Here is an 18,038-nt window from a genome sequence, read left to right as displayed (position 1 = left end):
AGTCCCAGAAAGAAACGCATTAACTCGAAGTCGCCGCTGGGCGACCGTGACGACGCGGGCGCTGCCCGCCGGCATTACTCGTCCAGATTCCCCTGCGCGTAAAAGTGCGAGCGAATCTGCCGCGTGAGACGTGCGAACTCCGGATCGCCCATGACGTCCAGTCCGCGCGGACGCGGCAGTTTGACGTCATAGATCGCCGCAATGCTGCCCGGACGCTCCGACATCACCACCACACGATCCGATAAAAACACCGCCTCCGGAATGCTGTGCGTAATGAGCAGCACCGTCTTTCCCGTGGAAAGCCAGATGCGCTGCAACTCCAGATTCATCTTTTCGCGCGTCATGGCATCGAGCGCGCCGAACGGCTCGTCCATGAGCAGGATCTTCGGATCGTGCACCAGCGCACGGCAGATTGCCGCGCGTTGTTGCATCCCGCCCGAGAGCTGCCAGGGCAGCTTGTGGGCAAAGTCCGTGAGGCCCGCCATCTCGATGAGCGCCTTCGCCCGCGCCAGATACGCGGCCCGGTCGAGCTTGCGCACTTCGATTTGCAACATGATGTTGGACAGAATGTCGCGCCACGCGAGCAGCACTGCATTCTGGAACACCATACCGATGTCGTCGGGCGGGCCGTCGACGGCCTTGCCGTTGACGATCAGCGTTCCTTCCGACGCCGGCAGCAACCCGGCGGCAATCTTCAGCAACGTGCTCTTGCCACAACCGCTCGGCCCGACGATGGAGACGAACTCACCGGGCGCCACATCGAGCGATACCGGATTGAGCGAGCGAACCGATCCCTCTTTCGTTTCATACGTTTTCGCGATGCCGTCAAAACGGATCATCGGGTCCGGACGCACGGCGGGTTCGGCAGCGCTGCCGGGCACTGCCGACAACGCCGTCAGCACACTTTCCACTGGGCGGTTCATTTCGGCAGAAACTCCAGCGTGTAATAGTCCTCGGCCTTGCCGGCGGTAGCGCCGTCCACTCCGCCGTACTTGACCATCAGGTCGAGTGTGGCGGCCATGTCTTTCGGATCGAAGCGCAGCGGCGGCAGATTCTGCGTACTGGCGGTATGCAGCAGCGGAATCGTTGCCTCCCAGCTCTTGGTAAGCGTTTCCGGTTTGCCGGCCTTCGCATTGATCTTGAGCATGGCGTTCACAGCGTCTTGCGGCGACTGCGTGGCAGCCTGCACCGATTTCGCCGCCGCGCGCAGGAAGCGACGCAACAGATCGGGGTTCGACTTGAGCATCTCCTTGCGTGCGATGATGCCGCCGTTCAACGGATTGACGCCCGCGTCGGCGAACAACAGCGCACGCACCGGCTTGCCCGTGATTTCTTCGATGATCGGCTTCTGGTCGTTCACGTTGCCCAGCAGCAGATCGGCACGGCCGTTGACCACCGCGTTGCGTTTGGTCGCCGCGTCGCCCGACACGGGTTTGTAGTCCGAGTCACCGAGATGATTCGACTTGAGATAGACGGGCCAGAGTTGCGAGAGCGAATCGCCGGGGGTCATGGCGACCGTGCGGCCCTTGATATCGGCCGGCTTCACGATGTTCTTCTCGGCAAAGCCCATCACCGACGCCGGGCTCTTTTGCAACATCACGCCAACGGTCACCACCGGCGCTCCCTTGGCAGCCGCCTTGATCATGGTGCTGACGTCTGCATAGCCGAGCGTTGTCGAACCCGCCGCCACCGCTTGCACGGTGACGGCCGAGCCGCGCCCTTCCTGAATATCGAGATCAATGTTCTCTGCGGCGAAGTAGCCGCGCTCGACCCCGAGATAGAACGGCGCATGCTCGCCATAGGTGTACCAGTTGAGCATCAGCGTGACCTTGTCGCGCGCTTGCGCCGGCAGCGCCATGCCGAGCGCGATCACCGCGCCGGTCGCGACCCTCGCGATCGCACGGGAAATACGTGCGAGGAACATGGGGGTGGCTCCCGATACCCGTCGCGGCACACCGCCGCGCCGCGCTTGCATTCGAATCATGCCTGTCTCCTTATGTCGTTCTTCTTACGGGGGATGCGACGAGCCGAGCGCGAGTCGCCCGCGCTACGGCGAAATTCGGTGACATTGCTAACGTTGCCGATACCCTCGGCGAGGTCGCGCTCAGGGGCTGACGTAGTAATCGTCGCGATGCGAGGCGTGCCAGGGGATCATCACCCGCTCGACCATGTCGACCAGCACGAACAACACCACGCCGACGAGGGAGAGCAGGATGAGCGCCGCGAACATCAGCGGCAGATCGAAGTTGCCGTTCGCCACTTGCAGCACATAGCCGATGCCGGAATTGGCGCCGACGAACTCACCGACAACGGCGCCGACCACGGCCAGCGTGACCGACACCTTCAGTCCGCTGAAGATGCTGGGCATGGCGAACGGCAGACTGATCTTGAGGAACGTTTGCAAACGGCTGGCTTTCATCGACCGCACAAGGTCGATCATGTCGCGGTCGACAGACTTGAACCCCATGACCGTCGATACGACAACGGGGAAGAAGCCAAGCAAGAACGCCGTGACGATTTTCGGCACGATGCCGAAACCGAACCAGACCACCAGCAACGGCGCGATGGCGATCTTCGGAATCGATTGCGAGAAGACCAGCAGCGGATAGACATAGCTCTCGACGAGCCGGGAGTAAGCGATGAGCATCGCGAGCGGCACGCCAATCAAGGCCGAGAGGAGGAAGCCGCCGACCGTGGCGTAAGTCGTCACCAGCGTCTCGCTCCAGAGCTTGGGCCAGTCGGTGACGAGCTGGCGGATGACGACCAGGGGATCGGGCACCAGATACGGTTTGATCTGGAAGAGCTGAATCGTCAGCTCCCAGCCGATGATGATGAATGCAATCAGGGCAATGGGCCTGAACGCACGAGACTCGAATACCTTACGAACCAACGGTGTCGCTTGCGCCATGAGTTGTCTCCATCCTTGGCGAGGTACGGGCCGGTCGTGTGCGAGATCAGGTCTCGGACATCGCCGGCGTGTTGTGTATGCGCGGTGTGTCTTCTTCGCTTTTTGTTACCAACTGGTTAATTATCTTAGGCAGGCGACATTGGGCTGTCAACGGGGAATCGTGTAAAAAACTAGCTGATCAGTAGATACCCCAAGACCATATCGATCATGTGCTGAAGACGTTCGAGACGCGCCTTCGGGGTCGACAGGTCTCGCCCGAACACGGTGCACAGCGTGGCGTTGTTCGACAGGTAGAAGTAGCCAAGTGCCGCGATGGAGATGTAGAGCTGAAGCGGATCGACGCCGCCACGAAACAGCTTCTCCCGATGACCGCGCGCGAGGATTTCACCCAGCGTGTCGATGAGCGGGGAGTTCAGCGAGCGGATGTCGTTCGAGCGGCGCAGATGCTGCGCGTGATAGAGGTTTTCGCTATTGAGCAGCGAGAGAAACTCGGGATGTGCGAGGTAGTACTCCCAGGTGAATGTGACGAGCGCGCGGATCGCATCGATAGGCGCAAGGTCAAGCAGACGCAGTTCGGCTTCCGCATCGCGAATGCCGCGATAGGTGTCCTCCATCACCGCGAGAAACAACTCGTCTTTGTTCTTGAAGTAGTAATAAAGCATGCGCTTGTTGGAGCCAGCGCGCTCGGCGATGGCCTCCACGCGGGCACCTTCGTAGCCGCGCAACGAAAACTCGTCGCGTGCGGCGGACAGGATCTGCGCCCGCGTGCGATCACGGTTTCTGGTGACTCGAGCCACCTGAGGATCGTTCGTCATGGATAGCTTTAATTAACTGGTTGGTAACACAAATACTAAACCAGAGGATTCGACAAGTGAAGGCCCGCAACACAACGCATGCGCGCGAGATACGGGGAAAATGCACGCCTCGTGCATGATTTTCGGGAAGTTCATAAAACAAATGTCATAAATGCTTGACACAATGCGCAGAATTCCCGTACTATTCATTTCTTCAGACGCGGGGTGGAGCAGTCTGGCAGCTCGTCGGGCTCATAACCCGAAGGTCACAGGTTCAAATCCTGTCCCCGCAACCAGACATGGTAAAAAGCCTTGATTTCGTAAAGAAATCAAGGCTTTTTGCATTTCAGCACAGCACGGCCACCTGATCGAACAGCGGCGTCTCGCGCCGTCCGCCGCAGCCCAGACGCCTGAAGCATTCTGATAAAGTCGTCGCGTCACTCTCTTTCGAGACATCCGATGACGTCACCCGTCGAACGCAAGACCGCCGATCCCGCGTCACACAGCCCAGACGCGCTCAACAGCCCACTCATCCCGGCGAAGACCGCGCTGATCGTCATGCACTATCAGACGGACATCCTCGCGCTGTTCCCCGCCGTCGCGCCGACGCTGCTCGCCAACACACGCGCGTTGTGCAACGCGGCGCGCGCCCGGGGTATCGCCGTCTACTTCGTCAAATTCCACTTCAGCCCCGGCTATCCGGAAGTCAGCCCGATGAACCGCAACGGGCAAGGCGTGAAACGACTGGGATTGTTCGTCGACGACACAATTTCGCCTGAACTGGCACAACGTCCCGAGGAGCCGCTCGTCATCGCGCACCGCGCCAGCGCTTTCTTCGGCACCGACCTGCAGTTACGACTGAGCGCAAGCGGCGTCGACACGTTGATGATGGTCGGCATCGCCTCGACCGGCGTCATGCTGTCTTCCGTAGCCTACGCAAGCGACGCTGATTACCGGCTTTTCACCGTCAAGGACTGTTGCTACGACCCCGATACGATCGTTCACGATCATCTTTTCGCAACCGCCTTCGATTCGAGAACGACGGTGCTGTCGCTTGCGGACGCCCTGACACTTATTACGTAAATCGCGTCCATTTACGCTTTGCGACGGTTAAACCGCTGCTCGACGACGCGTCTTCCCCATTGCTCGCCTTCCGCTTCCTCGGCGAGACGAAAGCCGAACGATTCGTAAAGATGACGCGCCGCGTCGAGCCCTTTGAACGTCCACAGGTAGGTCTCATTGAAACGCGCGTCGACATACGCCATGGCGGCCGACATGAGACGCCGTCCAACGCCCGAGCCACGCAGCGCGTCGTCCACGATGAACCAACGCAAGTGCGCAACCCCCGTCTCCAGATTTCCGTCGATGGCGAGCGAGGCCAGCGTGCGTCCGTTCTCGATGTACAACCAAAGCGCCTTGCCCTCTGCTGGCAACGCCCCGGCAAATTCCGCCAGCCCCGTCGCGACCTTCTTCTCGAAGTAGGCGCCGAAGCCCCAGTGCTCTGCGTAGTAGCGCGCGTGCAGGCTCGCGATATCGCCGATGCACCCGGGCTGGTATCCCTCCGTAATCTGCGCATCGATCCCGGCCTCGTCCACCCGCTTTGCCGAATTGTCCTGCGCAAGCGCATCGGCATATAACGCGAGTGAGCGGACCAGCGCCTCCTGATCTGCTGGCACGATACGTCGCAATGCACTCGACACCTGATCCGTCGCGAAGCGGTCGATCTTGCGCCGCAGCTCCTGTCCCGCCTCGGTCAGTGAGAGTTCGGAGGTTCGCGCATCGTCGTTGGCAGTCGCACGCCGCACGAGGCCACTGGCCTCCAGCTTCGCCACTTGCCGACTGGTGTTCGATTTATCGAGACGCAGAATATTGCCGAGGTCCTTGGCACTGATGCCGGGCGTCGCGCCGATTTCGATAATGGCATGGACGGCCGATGGCGCGAGGTCGCTATCGGCGAGCGTGGTTCGCATGAACCCCAGCTCGCGCACCAGTTTTCGGGAGAAATCGCGGAGTTCGAGAATCTCCGCTTCGCGGGGCATACCGGGTAGATCGACAAGGTCCATAGGGCATCTCACACAGGTCGCGAATGACGTCAGGCATGACGGTGACGCACAGACATTGCAAAAGTTGCGGCACGCAACCAATATAGTTGCGTCTCGCAACTTATGCAAGGTGTTGAAATCCCGTGATGCTGGAGATCAGCAGCAGCCCCATCACAGCGGCATCCGCTCGATGATGTCGCGCACCTCGGCGAGCACAGGCGCGACCTGCGCCTCGCTCATCGAACTCAGTCCAAGCCGAAGTGCATGAGGCGCGTGCCGCGTCGTGGCGTAAGCCTGCGCCTTCGATACGGCGATACCGCGCGCAGCCAGCGCGGACGCCACCCGATCCATGCGCAATCCTTCGGGCAACGGCAGCCAAAGAAATAACGACGACGGATGCGTAACCACATCCATGCCGCGCAACGCCTCACGGGCAACCGTCTGACGCCACTTTGCCTGCGCGCGCTGGCGTTCCTCCTGACGCTCGACCTCACCGCTCGCGAACCAGCGCGTCGCGATGGCCGTGACCACACTCGACAGACTCCAGTACGACGCCCGCACCACACGTTTGACCTGCGCTGCGTACGCCTCAGGCGCAACGACATACCCGAAGCGCAACCCCGTCGCCACACTCTTCGAGAGACTCGATATGTAAAACGTACGCTCCGGCGCGAGCGTGACGATGGGCAGTCCCACGCTGTCAACGAGATACGCATACGTCGCATCTTCAATGATCAGGCAGTCGTAACGTCGTGCAATCTCCACCAAACGCCGACGCTGTGCCGTACTCAACACCCAACCCAGCGGGTTGTGCAACGTCGGCATCGAATAGATGGCCCTCACGGCATGGCGACGGCATACCGCTTCGAGCGCATCGAAATCGGGCCCCACATGTCCCCTGCGCCCGCCATGCCCCGCCGCAACTGGCTTCAACGTCAGTCCTGCCAGCGACGCCGTCATCTTGAATCCCGGATACGTCAACGCGTCGACGGCCACGGCATCGCCCGGGCGCAACGCCGTTCGCACCACCACGTCGAGACCTTGTTGCGCGCCACCGACGAGAAAGATGCGTTCCCCCGGCACATCAATGCCCCGCGCACGACGCAGATACGCCGCCACCGTCTCGCGCTCATGCTGCCGACCGCCGGGCGGCTGCTGATGCATCAACGCACTGAGATCCCCGGCCGTCGCCAGCTCACGCAACGTCGCGCGCAGCAACTCGCTCTGATCCGGCCATGACGGATGGTTGAACGACAGATCCACCGCGCTGGAACTCAGCCGCGCCTCGTCATCGACATCCCACTCGCGCTGCATCGGACGATCCCGCACGAACGTCCCCCGCCCCACCTCGCCGACGACCAGTCCCAGATCTCGCAGCTTCGCGTAGACCTTGGTCGCGGACGCAATCGCAATGCCGTACTGCGCGGCGAGTTTTCGATGCGTCGGCAGTGCCGAGCCTGGCGACAGCACGCCGCTGCGGATATCGCCCGACAGGCGTTCGACGAGTGCGGAGACAGGGGAATCGGTCATGACTGTACGTAGGACAATTTCTTGATTGTCTGATTCTAGGCGGCGACACTTCAGATCGCAAACGTCAAAAGAGACCGCCATGCCCCAGACGACCGACATCCCCCAAGACGCGCAATACCCGGTGCTGACCTACTTGCAACGACTGCTCGACGGCACGCTCAACGGCGACGAATCCATCCACATGCGCTACCCGACGGCGATCTCGCAATTCCTCGGCTTTCGGATCGTGGAGGTCGGCGAAGCGCTCGCCGTCATCGAACTCAATACCCATCCTGAGATCCACGGCAACCAGCAAGGCACCGTTCACGGCGGCCTGCTGTGCGAACTGGCGGACGCGGCCATCGGCACTGCGCACTCGACGCTCATGGGCGAGGGCGAGACGTTCACGAGCATCGATCTGAAAGCGACGTTCCTGCGCCCGGTGTGGGACGCACGCCTGCTGGCGCGCGCATGGGCGACGCATCGCGGACGCACCGTCTCGCACTATCAGTGCGACATCCAACGCGAGGACGGCAAGGTCGTCGCGCGCGTGGACAGCGCCGTCATGACGCTGCGCGGCGAGCACGCCAGGGGGCGATGACAGAAAATGAAAAGCCCGTCGATCAACACGCGCCCGGGCTATGCGACCGGCGAAGACACGCTGCCTGCCCGATTCATCTCGGCGGGCGCAAACGCCTTCGTGGAGGACTCGGCGTCATCGCTCATGTCGCTGTCGCCGAAGACGATTCGACGCCTCGGAAATCGGCACGACGGCAGTCAATACACGCCATCAAATCCCGCCAAGCAAATCGTGCGAATCGAGAATGGCAAAGGCGATTTCGGGGCGGGCATCGAGACAGCGTCGAATGGCGGCGGGAATATTGGAGCGGGTCTTTCGGCACAAGCCGGGTTGCGCGTCCAATTGAATGACGATGCCGCGCAGGGTTCTGACTTCGTTCGGGCTTGGCGTAATACGCAACCGAATGCCGAGTTGGGCGTGCATCAGGCCGATCATGCGGTTCAGATCGTTGTAGCTGGAAATCGCCTCGATTCGCGCGATCAGCCGCTTTTCCTCGGCTTGCGTCAGCATCAGAATGCGCCGGTCGCCTTGGGCATCCTGCAAGAGCGTTTCCCGCTCGCAGGTGCAGGCACCGGGCGGGCACTCCGTACGAATGGGAATCTGAATCTCGGCGGCCATGACGGGGACAGCGCAGTAAAAGGGATGGCGGGCGTGGCGCCCATTATCGACCAAACCAGTATCGCCGGTGTGACGCGCCGGAGCCATTAGGGATTTCAACGCCCGTGCGCGGTCTGTAACCGATGATTGGGCCAACGCAAGGGACACCCTAGCCGACACCGTTATACTCTCGCGCTCTTATTGCCTTCGCATGACTTCAGGGAAATATCAAATGAGCGCTCTGCCCCCGTGCCCGAAATGCAACTCCGAATTCACGTATGAAGACGGCGGGATGTGCATCTGCCCGGAATGCGGCAACGAATGGTCGGCGCAGGCCGAAGTTGCGGCAGAGCCAACCGAGCGCGTCTATCGTGACGCCACCGGTGCGATTCTGCAAAACGGCGATACCGTGACGGTCATCAAAGATCTGAAGCTCAAAGGCGGTGGGGGCACGATCAAGATCGGCACCAAAGTGAAGAACATCCGCCTGGTCGACGGCGACCACGACATCGACTGCAAAATCGACGGCTTCGGTGCAATGAGCCTGAAAACGGAGTTCGTGAAGAAGGTGTAAGGCTATATCGGCTCGCGAATCTCGAAGCGGCTGGCGCCGCATAAGCAGCGTCCCTCAAGCACCGTCGGCATTCGATTCCCTCCTTCACGTGATTCGGTGATTCCCCTCGCTTTACGCAAGAGAGGCTTTCATTTTCGCGCGTTTATCGAAATGAGTCGGCTCCCTACACTGTCACACATGCTGTGATGCAGTGAGACGGGAGGAGACGCCCGCCAAAATGGAAAAACCGGCGCACATCGGTGCGCCGGTTTCCGTTAAGAACCCAACCGTCTCCAGCAGGTGCGTCCTCACAACGCCCTCACCACACACGACGGCCATGAAAAAGAAGATTGCTTTAGCGGCGTTTCTCGCAGTGCCCGGATCTTTCGCGATCCTCGCCCTCGCCTGTCTCCACCCTGTCCTGCGCCGTGAACTGGCCCGCGCAGCCGGGCTCGAACCCGTGTTCGCCAACGTGTCGCGACAAGTCGTCCTGCTCGCGCTCGTCTATCACCTGAACATGCATCACCGTCACCGCGAGCGCGCCGTGCGCGCCTGCCTCGCGCGTGGCGATATCGATTGCGACGTCTTCGCACGGTAAGACGTCCGCTCAGCGCGCCCGAATGGCGAATCCGTCGAGGTAAGCCGTCAGATCGGCGGCACTCGCCGCATCCCACCGGCGACCATCGCACAGCACTTCACCGACCGCCTCCGACACCACCGGCACCGCCTCCGCGCGCGCCGCCGCTGCGAACAGATCGGTTTGATTCACGTCCGCCGCCGTTTGCGCAGCGTGAATGACCGCATCGTCCCCCACCATCCCCCAACGCCGGTACTGCGAGACGAACCATATTCCGTCCGACGGATGCGGGTAGTTCACCACACCGCCATCAAAGAAGCTCACCGACAGCAATGCATGCCGTCCGGACAGGCGTCCGAAATCCCCGAGCAAGCGCGCCGCGATCAGATCACGCGGCGCACCCACCCATGCCGGTTCGGCCAGCCAGCCCGCCGCTTCCGCCCGGTGCCCCGGCATGTCCAGCCACCGACACGCGCTCAGCAGCGTGCGCACCAGCGCGCGGGCCGTCTTCGGATAACGGGTGACGAAGTCCCGTCGGCAGGCGAGCACTTTTTCCGGGTGATTTGGCCAGATATCGCTCGACACCGCGACCGTGCGCCCCAACCCGCGCGCCTGCGCCACGGCATGCCACGGCTCGCCGCAACAGAAGCCGTCCAGCCCGCCCTCTTCCATCGCCGCCACCATGTGCGCGGGCGGAATCACGATGCTCGCAATGTCGCGCAACGGGTCGATGCCCTGCGCGGCGAACCAGTAATTCATGAACATCGCGTGCGTACCCGTCGGGAACGTCTGCGCAAACACCGGCTTGCGACCGAGCGACGCCAATGCCTCTCGCAAATCACTCGTCTCGGCCAGCGCGTCGGCGAGCGATGGCGTGACCGTCACGGCCTGTCCGTTGCGATTGAGCACCATCAGGACGGCCATGTCCTCGCGCGGTCCACCGATGCCCAGTTGCACGCCGTAGACCAGCCCGTAAAGCGAATGCGCCGCGTCCAGCTCACCGGTGAGCAACTTGTCGCGGATCGCTGCCCACGACGCTTCCCGGCTCAGTTCCAGCGTGAGCCCATGCTCATGCCCCAGCTCCAGACGCTTCGCCACCACCAGCGGCGCAGCATCCGACAGCGCGACGAACCCCACGCGCAAATGACGCTTCTCCGGCACATCGTCCGAAATTCGATCTTGCCGGTCCGGCGATGGCCCATCGGAAACCAACCATGATGACGTCGACATGAGCAGTGTCTACCCCAGTAATTCGGCAATCGAGACGAGTTGTCGCGCCACTTCGACGAGCTTCTCGCCCTGATCCATCGCCCGTTTGCGCAGGATGGCGTAGGCCTCCTGCTCGGAAATCCTGCGTCGATCCATGAGCAACCGCTTGGCGCGGTCGATCAGCTTGCGGTCGGCCAGTTCGTTCTCGGCCTTGACCAGTCGCGCCCGTAGCTTTTCCTCATGAGCGAAGCGCGCGAGCGCGACTTCGAGAATCGGTGCGAGCCGCTCGGCAGCGAGTCCCTCGACGGAATACGCCGTGACACCCGCATCCACGGCCTCGCGAATCCGTGATTGATTGCCGTCAGCCGAAAACATCAGTACCGGGCGCGGTGCGGCCGCATTCATCACGGCAAGTTGCTCGAGCGTGTCGCGCGACGGCGATTCGGTGTCGATGATGACCACGTCGGGACGCTCGCTCTCCACCACGCGCGGCAATGCCTGTGGCTTGGCGACCTCCGCCAGCATTTCGCAGCCCAGACGGGCGAGCGCCGCCCGCAACTCGCCAATCGGCTTGTCGGTATCGGTAACGAGCAGCACGCGCAGCATGCCATGCGCCCCTGCCCCCGTCCTTGCCGCTTCGACGGCAGGCGTCGAGGAGGACACAGGGGGCGTGGATGCCGCAGGATCTGATGGTGGATGGGGGTCGCGCGGGGTCATGGCCATAAAGGTGATAACGCGTCAGGCCGCTCGCGCGATGACGTCTGGCGCCACGTGGGCAGACGTGCCCCCATTGGCGATATCGAGCGCCACCGGCGCCGCCTCACTGAGCGCGCCGCCCACGAGCAGAATGGCCGGACTGGCGAAGCCCCCGGCGCGCACGTCGGCTGCCAGACGCCCCAGCGATGTCACCAGACGCCGCTCTTGCGGCGTGCCGGCCCATTGCACCGCCGCTGCCGGCGTGTTCGCGTCGAGATGCGCCAGCAACGTGCCGGCCAGCGCTTCGACCCGATTCACCCCCATGTAGATCGCCAGCGTGGTGCCCGTCGCGGCCAACGCCGCCCAGTTGGGCGCGCTGCCGTCTTGCCGGTGCGCGGTCACGAAGGTCACGCCCGCGCAATGGTCGCGATGCGTGAGCGACATGCCGAGGCCGGCCGCTGCCGCGAAGGCCGCCGACACGCCGTTGACGATCTCCACCGGCACACCCGCGCGACGCAGCGCCGAGATTTCCTCGCCCGCACGTCCGAACATCAACGCATCGCCTCCCTTTACGCGCACCACATGAGCGCCGGCACGTGCGAACCGGCACATCAGCCGCTCGATGAACGCTTGCGGCGTCGACCGGCAACCGCCGCGCTTGCCCACGGCAATCACGCGGGCCTGCGGCGCGAGCGTGGCGATCTCCGGATTGGCCAGATCGTCGACGAGCAGCACGTCGGCCTCGCCGAGCACGCGCGCCGCTCGCAGTGTGAGCAGATCGAGCGCGCCGGGGCCTGCGCTGAGCAGGGTGACTTTGCCGTTCTTCATGATCGTTCTCCTTCAAATCCTCGATGTCCTGCATGTCGCCCATGTCGCCCATGTCGATGCTTGTCGTGACGTTCGGTATCGAACGCCGGAATTTCACACTCACGCCGCATTCGTCGCCATCGACTGTGCTGCCGGCTTACCCGACGCCGAGCACATGCGCTGCAACTCCGGCACACACGAGCCGCAGACGGTGCCGCAGCCGAGCGCCGCCTTGAGCCGGGGAACGTCGGCCCCCGCCCCAATGGCCGTATGGATGCGCGACGCCGTGATCGATTTGCACTGACAGATGATGTGATCTCGCGGGATCGCCGGTCCACTGTCCGCCACGAAAACGGCGTGACGTGCCCGTGTCCACGGCGTGGTGTCTCGCACACGAGCGAGCAGCGACGCCGAGGCCGCGACATCCGCCTCACTGCCGGCGACCAGCACGCCGTCGATCAACATCTCCCGCCATGCCACTCGCTTGGTCATCGCCCGGCGCGCGTCGCGATACTCCAGCAGCGATTCATCGCGCGGCAGCGCCAGCGCGCCGTGCAAACGTTCGAGCCATGCCGCGTCGGGTTGATCGTCGGCGGCGGTGACCACAATCCGGTCGTCGCCCTCCAGACGCACGCTCGCGAAACGCCGCTCGGCAAGCAGCGGCTGCACCGCCGCATGAAGTTGCAGCGCATCGCCACGCCGCACCGCCGCCACGCGCCATGGCAGCGTGAGCGGATCGACGCGCACAGCAGCGTGCTTCAGTTCCGGTTGCTTCGAGTATTTGTCGACGGCGCCAAGCGTCGTCTCGTTCACGCCGCCGCCACCGAGAAATTGCCCGCTCCAATGCATGGGAACGAAAACCGTGCCCGACGCCACGTCGTCGCTCACACTCAGCATCAGCACCCGCTCGCCACGGCGGCTTGACAGCCGCACGAATTCGCCTGCGCGCAGGCTGCGGCGCGCAGCGTCGGCCGGGTGCATCGTGATTGCCGGTTCCGGCGCATGCTCGAACAACGCCCCCACCCGCCCCGTGCGGCTCATGCCGTGCCACTGGTCGCGCAGGCGGCCGGTAATCAGACGCAGCGGATGACGGGCATTGATCGGCTCGGCCACGGGTTGGTACTCGAACGCATGAAAGCGTGCGCGCCCATCGGCGGTCGCGAATACGCCGTTCTCATAGCGGCGCGCCCGGCCGTGCATCGCCCCAGCCGGGAACGGCCACTGCTGGGGGCCGCGCGATTCGAGCACCGCGTAGTCAAGGCCGCCGATATCCAGGTCACGCCCGACGGTCAGTGCGCGGTGCTCGTCGAAAATCGCCTCGATGGAAGCAAACGCGAATGGCGCCGGCGAGGCATCGAGCTTCGGCGCAAGACGGCGGGCGACCTCGCTGGCGATCCACCAGTCTGCCCGTGCGGCACCCGGTGCGGGCACGGCCGCCCGCACACGCGAGATGCGCCGCTCCGAGTTCGTGACCGTGCCGGCTTTCTCGCCCCAGCTCGCCGCGGGCAGTAGCACGTCGGCATACGGCACCGTGTCGGTCTGGTGAAAGGCCTCTTGCACCACGACGAATTCCGCTTTCGCCAGCGCCTCTCGCACGCGCTCGCTGTCAGGCATCGAATGCACGGGGTTCGTGCAAGCGATCCAGATCGCCTTGATCCTTCCATCGCGCACCGCATCGAACATATCGACGGCAGGCAGGCCCGGCTGATCCGATAGCCCGGATACGCCCCACAACCGCTCGACTTCCGCCCGGTGGGTTGCATTGTCGATCTCGCGGTGTGCGGCGAGCATCGTCGCCAGTCCGCCCACTTCACGCCCGCCCATGGCGTTGGGCTGCCCGGTGAGCGAGAACGGTCCCGCGCCCGCGCGGCCGATCTGTGCGGTCGCCAGATGCAGATGAATGAGCGCGAGGTTCTTCTCTGTGCCGTGGCTCGACTGGTTCAGCCCCATGCAGTAGAGCGACAGTGCCGCCGGACTTTCGCCGAACCAGTCCGCCGCTTGCCGTAATGCCGACTCTTCGATGCCGCAGATATCCGCTACGAGTTGCGGCGGGTATGCGCGCAGCACTTGCTTGAGCGCGTCGAACCCTTCCGTATGCGCCTCGATGTATGCGCGATCGATGCGCCCTTCCCAAATGAGGTGATGCAGCATGCCGTGAAAGAGCGCGACATCGGTGCCGGGCTCGATGGCCAGATGCAGATCGGCCATGGCGGCCGTATCGGTGCGGCGCGGGTCCACGACGATCCAGCGAATCGACGGATCGGCTGCCTTTGCCACTTCGAGCCGGCGGAACAGCACCGGGTGCGCATACGCCATGTTGCTGCCAGCAAAAAGCACCGTGCGCGCGGCTTCGAGATCGTCGTAGCACGTGGGCGGGCCGTCGGCCCCGAACGCCATCTTGTAACCGCTCACGGCGCTCGACATGCATAGGCGCGAGTTCGTATCGATGTTATTGGTGCGCACCAGCCCCTTGGCCAGCTTGTTGAAGACGTAATAGTCCTCGGTCAGCAATTGCCCCGACACATAGAACGCAACGGCGTGCGGCCCGTGACGGCGAATGACGTCGGCAAAGCGTGCGGCCACTGCCTCCAGCGCGTCGTTCCATGTCGCCGGCGCGCGCACGGCATCGCGCGTGTTGCGCAGTTCCGGCATCAACACGCGCCCGGCAAGCGACTGTGCGCTGAGCGGCAACGTCATGCCCTTGCTGCACAACCGCCCGTAGTTCGCCGGGTGCGCCGGATCGCCCCGCACGCCGACGATGCGCTCGCCATCGCTCTCCACAAGCATGCCGCAACCGACGCCGCAGTAGCAGCAGGTGGTTTGCGTGAGGGTAGTCATAAGGGCTCCGGCAATGGTGAGAAGGTCAGACGGCGGCGGTCGCTTCGGCGCCCGCCTCGTCCACCTCGCCCACCTCGCCGCACATCGTCTCGTCGAACGAGAGATAGACCTCGCCCGCGTCGATCCGCACGGGGAAGCGCTGCGCGCAACCCACATCGGGCGCGCACGCTTCGCCGGTTCTCAGATCGATATTCCAGGCATGCAGCGGACACGTGACCTTCTCGCCATGCACGATGCCCTGCGACAGCGCGCCGCCCTTGTGCGGACACTTGTCACGCAACGCGAAAACGTTGTCACCCTCGGTGCGAAAGAGCGCGATGTCGCCGCTCGAATGTGGCAGCACGCGCGTGCCCAGACGCGGGATTGCGTCGACGTCGCAGACATGCAGCCAGATCGGTTCGGATAGCGTCATGGTGATCTCCTCAGACAGTCGCAGGGACTGCGCCCAGCGGCGCAAGCGGACGGTATTCGTTGGCTTGCGCCCCCTCGATGCGCGCCTTCCACGGGTCGGGCAGACCGTCGAGCGAGAACAGCAGGCGGTCATAGAGCGCACGACGGTTGGCGGCGTCGTTCACCACGCGTTGTTTCACATAGTCGAGGCCCACGCGGTCGAGGTAGTGCACCGTGCGGTCGAGGTAATAGGCTTCCTCGCGATAGAGTTGCAGGAAAGCACCCGTGTACTCCTTGACCTCTTCGGCCGTTTTCACCTTGACGAGGAACTGCGCCACTTCGGTCTTGATACCGCCGTTGCCGCCGACATACAGCTCCCAGCCGGAATCGACGGCAATCACGCCGACGTCCTTGATGCCCGCTTCGGCGCAATTGCGCGGACAGCCCGACACGGCCAGCTTTACCTTGTGCGGCGACCACATGTTGGCGAGCATCGTCTCGAGATCGATGCCCATCTGCGTGCTGTTCTGCGTGCCGAAGCGGCAGAACTCGCTGCCCACACACGTCTTCACCGTGCGGATCGACTTGCCGTAGGCGTGCCCAGACGGCATGCCGAGATCGCGCCAGACATTCACGAGGTCTTCCTTCTTCACGCCAAGCAGGTCGATGCGCTGGCCGCCCGTGACCTTGACCATCGGAATCCGGTATTTGTCCGCCACGTCGGCAATACGGCGCAACTCGCTCGCGTTCGTCACCCCTCCTTTCATCTGCGGGATGACGGAGAACGTGTTGTCCTTCTGGATATTGGCGTGCACGCGCTCGTTGACGAATCGGCTTTGCGGATCGTCGACAGCCTCCTTCGGCCACGTGCTCAGCATGTAGTAGTTCAGCGCGGGGCGACACGTCGCGCAGCCGTTCGGCGTGCGCCATTCGAGGAAATCGAAGGCAGCCCGGTGCGTCGTGAGGCGATGCTCGCGCACGGCGCGGCGCACCTCCGCATGTGACAGGTCGGTGCAGCCGCACACGGCCTTTTCCTTCGGTGCAGCGTCGTAGGTCGAACCCAGCGTGCTCATCAGAATCTGCTCGCACAGCCCGGCGCACGAGCCGCAGGAGCTGGCGGCCTTCGTGTGCTTCTTCACGTCGTCCAGCGTGAACAGCCCCTTCTCGGTGATCGCCTTGACGATGGTGCCCTTGCACACGCCGTTGCATCCGCAGACTTCATCGCTATCGGACATGGCCGACGCACGGTTCTGCCCCTGCGTGCCGACATCGCCCACACTCGACTCGCCGAACATGATGCGCTCGCGCAATTCGCCCAACGCGCGACCTTCGCGCAGCAGCTTGAAGTACCACGCGCCATCGGCCGTGTCGCCATACAGACATGCGCCAACGAGCTTGTCGTCGCGGATCACGAGCTTCTTGTAGACGCCGCTCGCCGGGTCGGACAGCACGATTTCTTCAGTGCCTTCGCCGCCCAGAAAATCGCCGGCCGAGAACAGGTCGATCCCCGTAACCTTGAGCTTGGTCGACAGCACCGAGCCGCGATAGCTGCCGATGCCCATGAGCGCGAGGTGATTGGCGCAGACCTTGGCCTGTTCGAACAGCGGCGCCACCAGACCGTAGGCCACGCCGCGATGGCTCACGCACTCGCCCACGGCGTAGATGCGCGGATCGTAGGTTTGCAACGTGTCGGACACGACAATGCCGCGCGAGCAATATAGCCCGGCCGCTTCGGCAAGCGTCGTATTCGGCCGGATACCCGCCGCCATCACCACGAGATCGGCGGCAACCTCTTCGCCATTGCTGAACGTCACGGCACGCACGGCACCGTTGCCGTCATCGAGAATGGCCGAAGTCTGATGCGCCAATCGGAACGCCAGGCCGCGCGCTTCGAGCGACTGTTGCAGGAGCTTGCCGGCCGTGCTGTCGAGCTGGCGTTCGAGCAGGGTATCGGCCAGATGCACGACGGTGACGTCCATGCCGCGCAGCTTGAGACCATTCGCTGCTTCCAGACCGAGCAAGCCGCCGCCGATCACCACCGCATGACGCTTCACGCGCGCCGTCTCGATCATGATCTCGGTATCGCGAATATCGCGATAGCTGATCACGCCGTCGAGATCCTTGCCCGGCACCGGCAGGATGAACGGGCTGGAGCCTGTGGCGATCAGCAAACGATCATACGGCGCCTCGGTGCCATCGGCACAACGCACCACACGGCGCGGCCGGTCGATCTGCGTGACTTCCTTGCCCAGATGCAACGTGATGCCCTTCTGCGCATACCAGTCGAGTGGATTGAGCACGATGTCCGCAAACGCCTGTTCGCCCGCCAGCACCGGCGAGAGCAGGATGCGGTTGTAGTTCGGATGCGGCTCCGCGCCGAACACGGTGATGTCGTATTGATGCGGCGCGATCTCCAGCAGCTCTTCAAGCGTGCGGATGCCCGCCATGCCATTGCCGATCACGACCAGACGAGGTTTGCGCATGCTGTCTTCTCCCGTTGCAACGCGTGCAGCGCCCGAAAAACAAAACGGCGTCCGT

The 18,038-nt window shown here is 63.3% G+C and carries 17 protein-coding genes and 1 tRNA gene; 5 read left to right on the top strand and 13 right to left on the bottom strand.

Features of this window, described 5'->3' with window-relative positions; genetic code table 11:
* Window positions 1-74 precede the first annotated feature (74 nt).
* The 4 genes from PI93_RS09650 to PI93_RS09635 form a co-directional block, all read right to left on the bottom strand.
* Complete coding sequence (locus PI93_RS09650) at window positions 75-839, bottom strand: ABC transporter ATP-binding protein (RefSeq protein ID WP_039375333.1); 765 nt, start codon at window positions 837-839, stop codon at window positions 75-77.
* 80 nt (window positions 840-919) lie between these two features.
* Window positions 920-1,984, bottom strand: coding sequence for an ABC transporter substrate-binding protein (locus PI93_RS09645; protein ID WP_236105615.1), 1,065 nt, complete (start codon window positions 1,982-1,984; stop codon window positions 920-922).
* Window positions 1,985-2,104: 120 nt separating this feature from the next.
* Window positions 2,105-2,908 carry an ABC transporter permease gene (locus tag PI93_RS09640; RefSeq protein WP_039375320.1) on the bottom strand — a complete coding sequence of 268 codons (804 nt, stop codon included), beginning with the start codon at window positions 2,906-2,908 and terminating at the stop codon, window positions 2,105-2,107.
* A gap of 170 nt (window positions 2,909-3,078) precedes the next feature.
* A complete protein-coding gene (locus PI93_RS09635; protein WP_039375319.1) occupies window positions 3,079-3,723 on the bottom strand; it encodes a TetR/AcrR family transcriptional regulator in 645 nt (214 codons plus the stop codon).
* A gap of 198 nt (window positions 3,724-3,921) precedes the next feature.
* Here PI93_RS09635 and PI93_RS09630 point away from each other — a divergent pair.
* Window positions 3,922-3,998, top strand: a tRNA-Met gene (locus tag PI93_RS09630).
* Window positions 3,999-4,260: 262 nt separating this feature from the next.
* Window positions 4,261-4,785, top strand: a complete 525-nt coding sequence (locus PI93_RS09625; RefSeq protein ID WP_052241124.1) for an isochorismatase family cysteine hydrolase — start codon at window positions 4,261-4,263, stop codon at window positions 4,783-4,785.
* A gap of 11 nt (window positions 4,786-4,796) precedes the next feature.
* Here PI93_RS09625 and PI93_RS09620 read toward each other — a convergent pair whose 3' ends face one another.
* Together PI93_RS09620 and PI93_RS09615 are read right to left on the bottom strand one after the other, a co-directional pair.
* Complete coding sequence (locus PI93_RS09620) at window positions 4,797-5,765, bottom strand: bifunctional helix-turn-helix transcriptional regulator/GNAT family N-acetyltransferase (protein ID WP_039375528.1); 969 nt, start codon at window positions 5,763-5,765, stop codon at window positions 4,797-4,799.
* Between the two features lie 150 nt (window positions 5,766-5,915).
* Window positions 5,916-7,274, bottom strand: coding sequence for an aminotransferase-like domain-containing protein (locus tag PI93_RS09615; protein WP_039375527.1), 1,359 nt, complete (start codon window positions 7,272-7,274; stop codon window positions 5,916-5,918).
* A 79-nt stretch (window positions 7,275-7,353) separates the two neighbouring features.
* Here PI93_RS09615 and PI93_RS09610 point away from each other — a divergent pair, with 79 nt between their 5' ends.
* Entirely contained in the window at window positions 7,354-7,854 is a 501-nt protein-coding gene (locus tag PI93_RS09610; protein ID WP_052241122.1) for a PaaI family thioesterase, read from the top strand.
* A 189-nt stretch (window positions 7,855-8,043) separates the two neighbouring features.
* Here PI93_RS09610 and PI93_RS09605 read toward each other — a convergent pair whose 3' ends face one another.
* Window positions 8,044-8,451, bottom strand: a complete 408-nt coding sequence (locus tag PI93_RS09605) for a hypothetical protein (RefSeq protein WP_080759513.1) — start codon at window positions 8,449-8,451, stop codon at window positions 8,044-8,046.
* 211 nt (window positions 8,452-8,662) lie between these two features.
* On the opposite strand from PI93_RS09605, the gene PI93_RS09600 reads away from it, so the two are divergent.
* On the top strand, window positions 8,663-9,004 hold the full coding sequence (locus PI93_RS09600) for a zinc ribbon domain-containing protein YjdM (RefSeq protein WP_039375523.1): 342 nt from the start codon (window positions 8,663-8,665) through the stop codon (window positions 9,002-9,004).
* 217 nt (window positions 9,005-9,221) lie between these two features.
* Window positions 9,222-9,581: a hypothetical protein gene (locus PI93_RS09595; RefSeq protein ID WP_144400529.1), complete on the top strand. Its 360-nt coding sequence runs from the start codon at window positions 9,222-9,224 to the stop codon at window positions 9,579-9,581.
* A 9-nt stretch (window positions 9,582-9,590) separates the two neighbouring features.
* Here the strand turns inward: PI93_RS09595 and PI93_RS09590 are convergent, their stop codons facing one another.
* The 6 genes from PI93_RS09590 to nirB all read right to left on the bottom strand — a co-directional run bounded on the left by PI93_RS09590 (window position 9,591) and on the right by nirB (window position 17,983).
* Window positions 9,591-10,790, bottom strand: coding sequence for a CmpA/NrtA family ABC transporter substrate-binding protein (locus tag PI93_RS09590; RefSeq protein ID WP_039375521.1), 1,200 nt, complete (start codon window positions 10,788-10,790; stop codon window positions 9,591-9,593).
* A gap of 9 nt (window positions 10,791-10,799) precedes the next feature.
* A complete protein-coding gene (locus tag PI93_RS09585; RefSeq protein ID WP_039375519.1) occupies window positions 10,800-11,375 on the bottom strand; it encodes an ANTAR domain-containing response regulator in 576 nt (191 codons plus the stop codon).
* A gap of 132 nt (window positions 11,376-11,507) precedes the next feature.
* Window positions 11,508-12,293: a uroporphyrinogen-III C-methyltransferase gene (gene cobA / locus PI93_RS09580; protein ID WP_039375518.1), complete on the bottom strand. Its 786-nt coding sequence runs from the start codon at window positions 12,291-12,293 to the stop codon at window positions 11,508-11,510.
* Between the two features lie 99 nt (window positions 12,294-12,392).
* The gene (locus PI93_RS09575; protein WP_052241121.1) at window positions 12,393-15,110 is read right to left on the bottom strand and encodes a nitrate reductase; all 2,718 of its coding nucleotides are present in this window, start codon (window positions 15,108-15,110) and stop codon (window positions 12,393-12,395) included.
* A 25-nt stretch (window positions 15,111-15,135) separates the two neighbouring features.
* Window positions 15,136-15,522, bottom strand: coding sequence for a nitrite reductase small subunit NirD (gene nirD, locus PI93_RS09570; protein WP_052241120.1), 387 nt, complete (start codon window positions 15,520-15,522; stop codon window positions 15,136-15,138).
* Between the two features lie 10 nt (window positions 15,523-15,532).
* Window positions 15,533-17,983 (bottom strand): nitrite reductase large subunit NirB, encoded by a 2,451-nt coding sequence (nirB, locus tag PI93_RS09565; protein WP_039375516.1) that lies wholly within the window; start codon window positions 17,981-17,983, stop codon window positions 15,533-15,535.
* Window positions 17,984-18,038: the final 55 nt, after the last annotated feature.

The organism is Pandoraea fibrosis, assembly GCF_000807775.2.
In the GTDB taxonomy this organism is placed as follows: domain Bacteria; phylum Pseudomonadota; class Gammaproteobacteria; order Burkholderiales; family Burkholderiaceae; genus Pandoraea; species Pandoraea fibrosis.
This window is presented reverse-complemented; position numbering and strand designations above follow the sequence as displayed.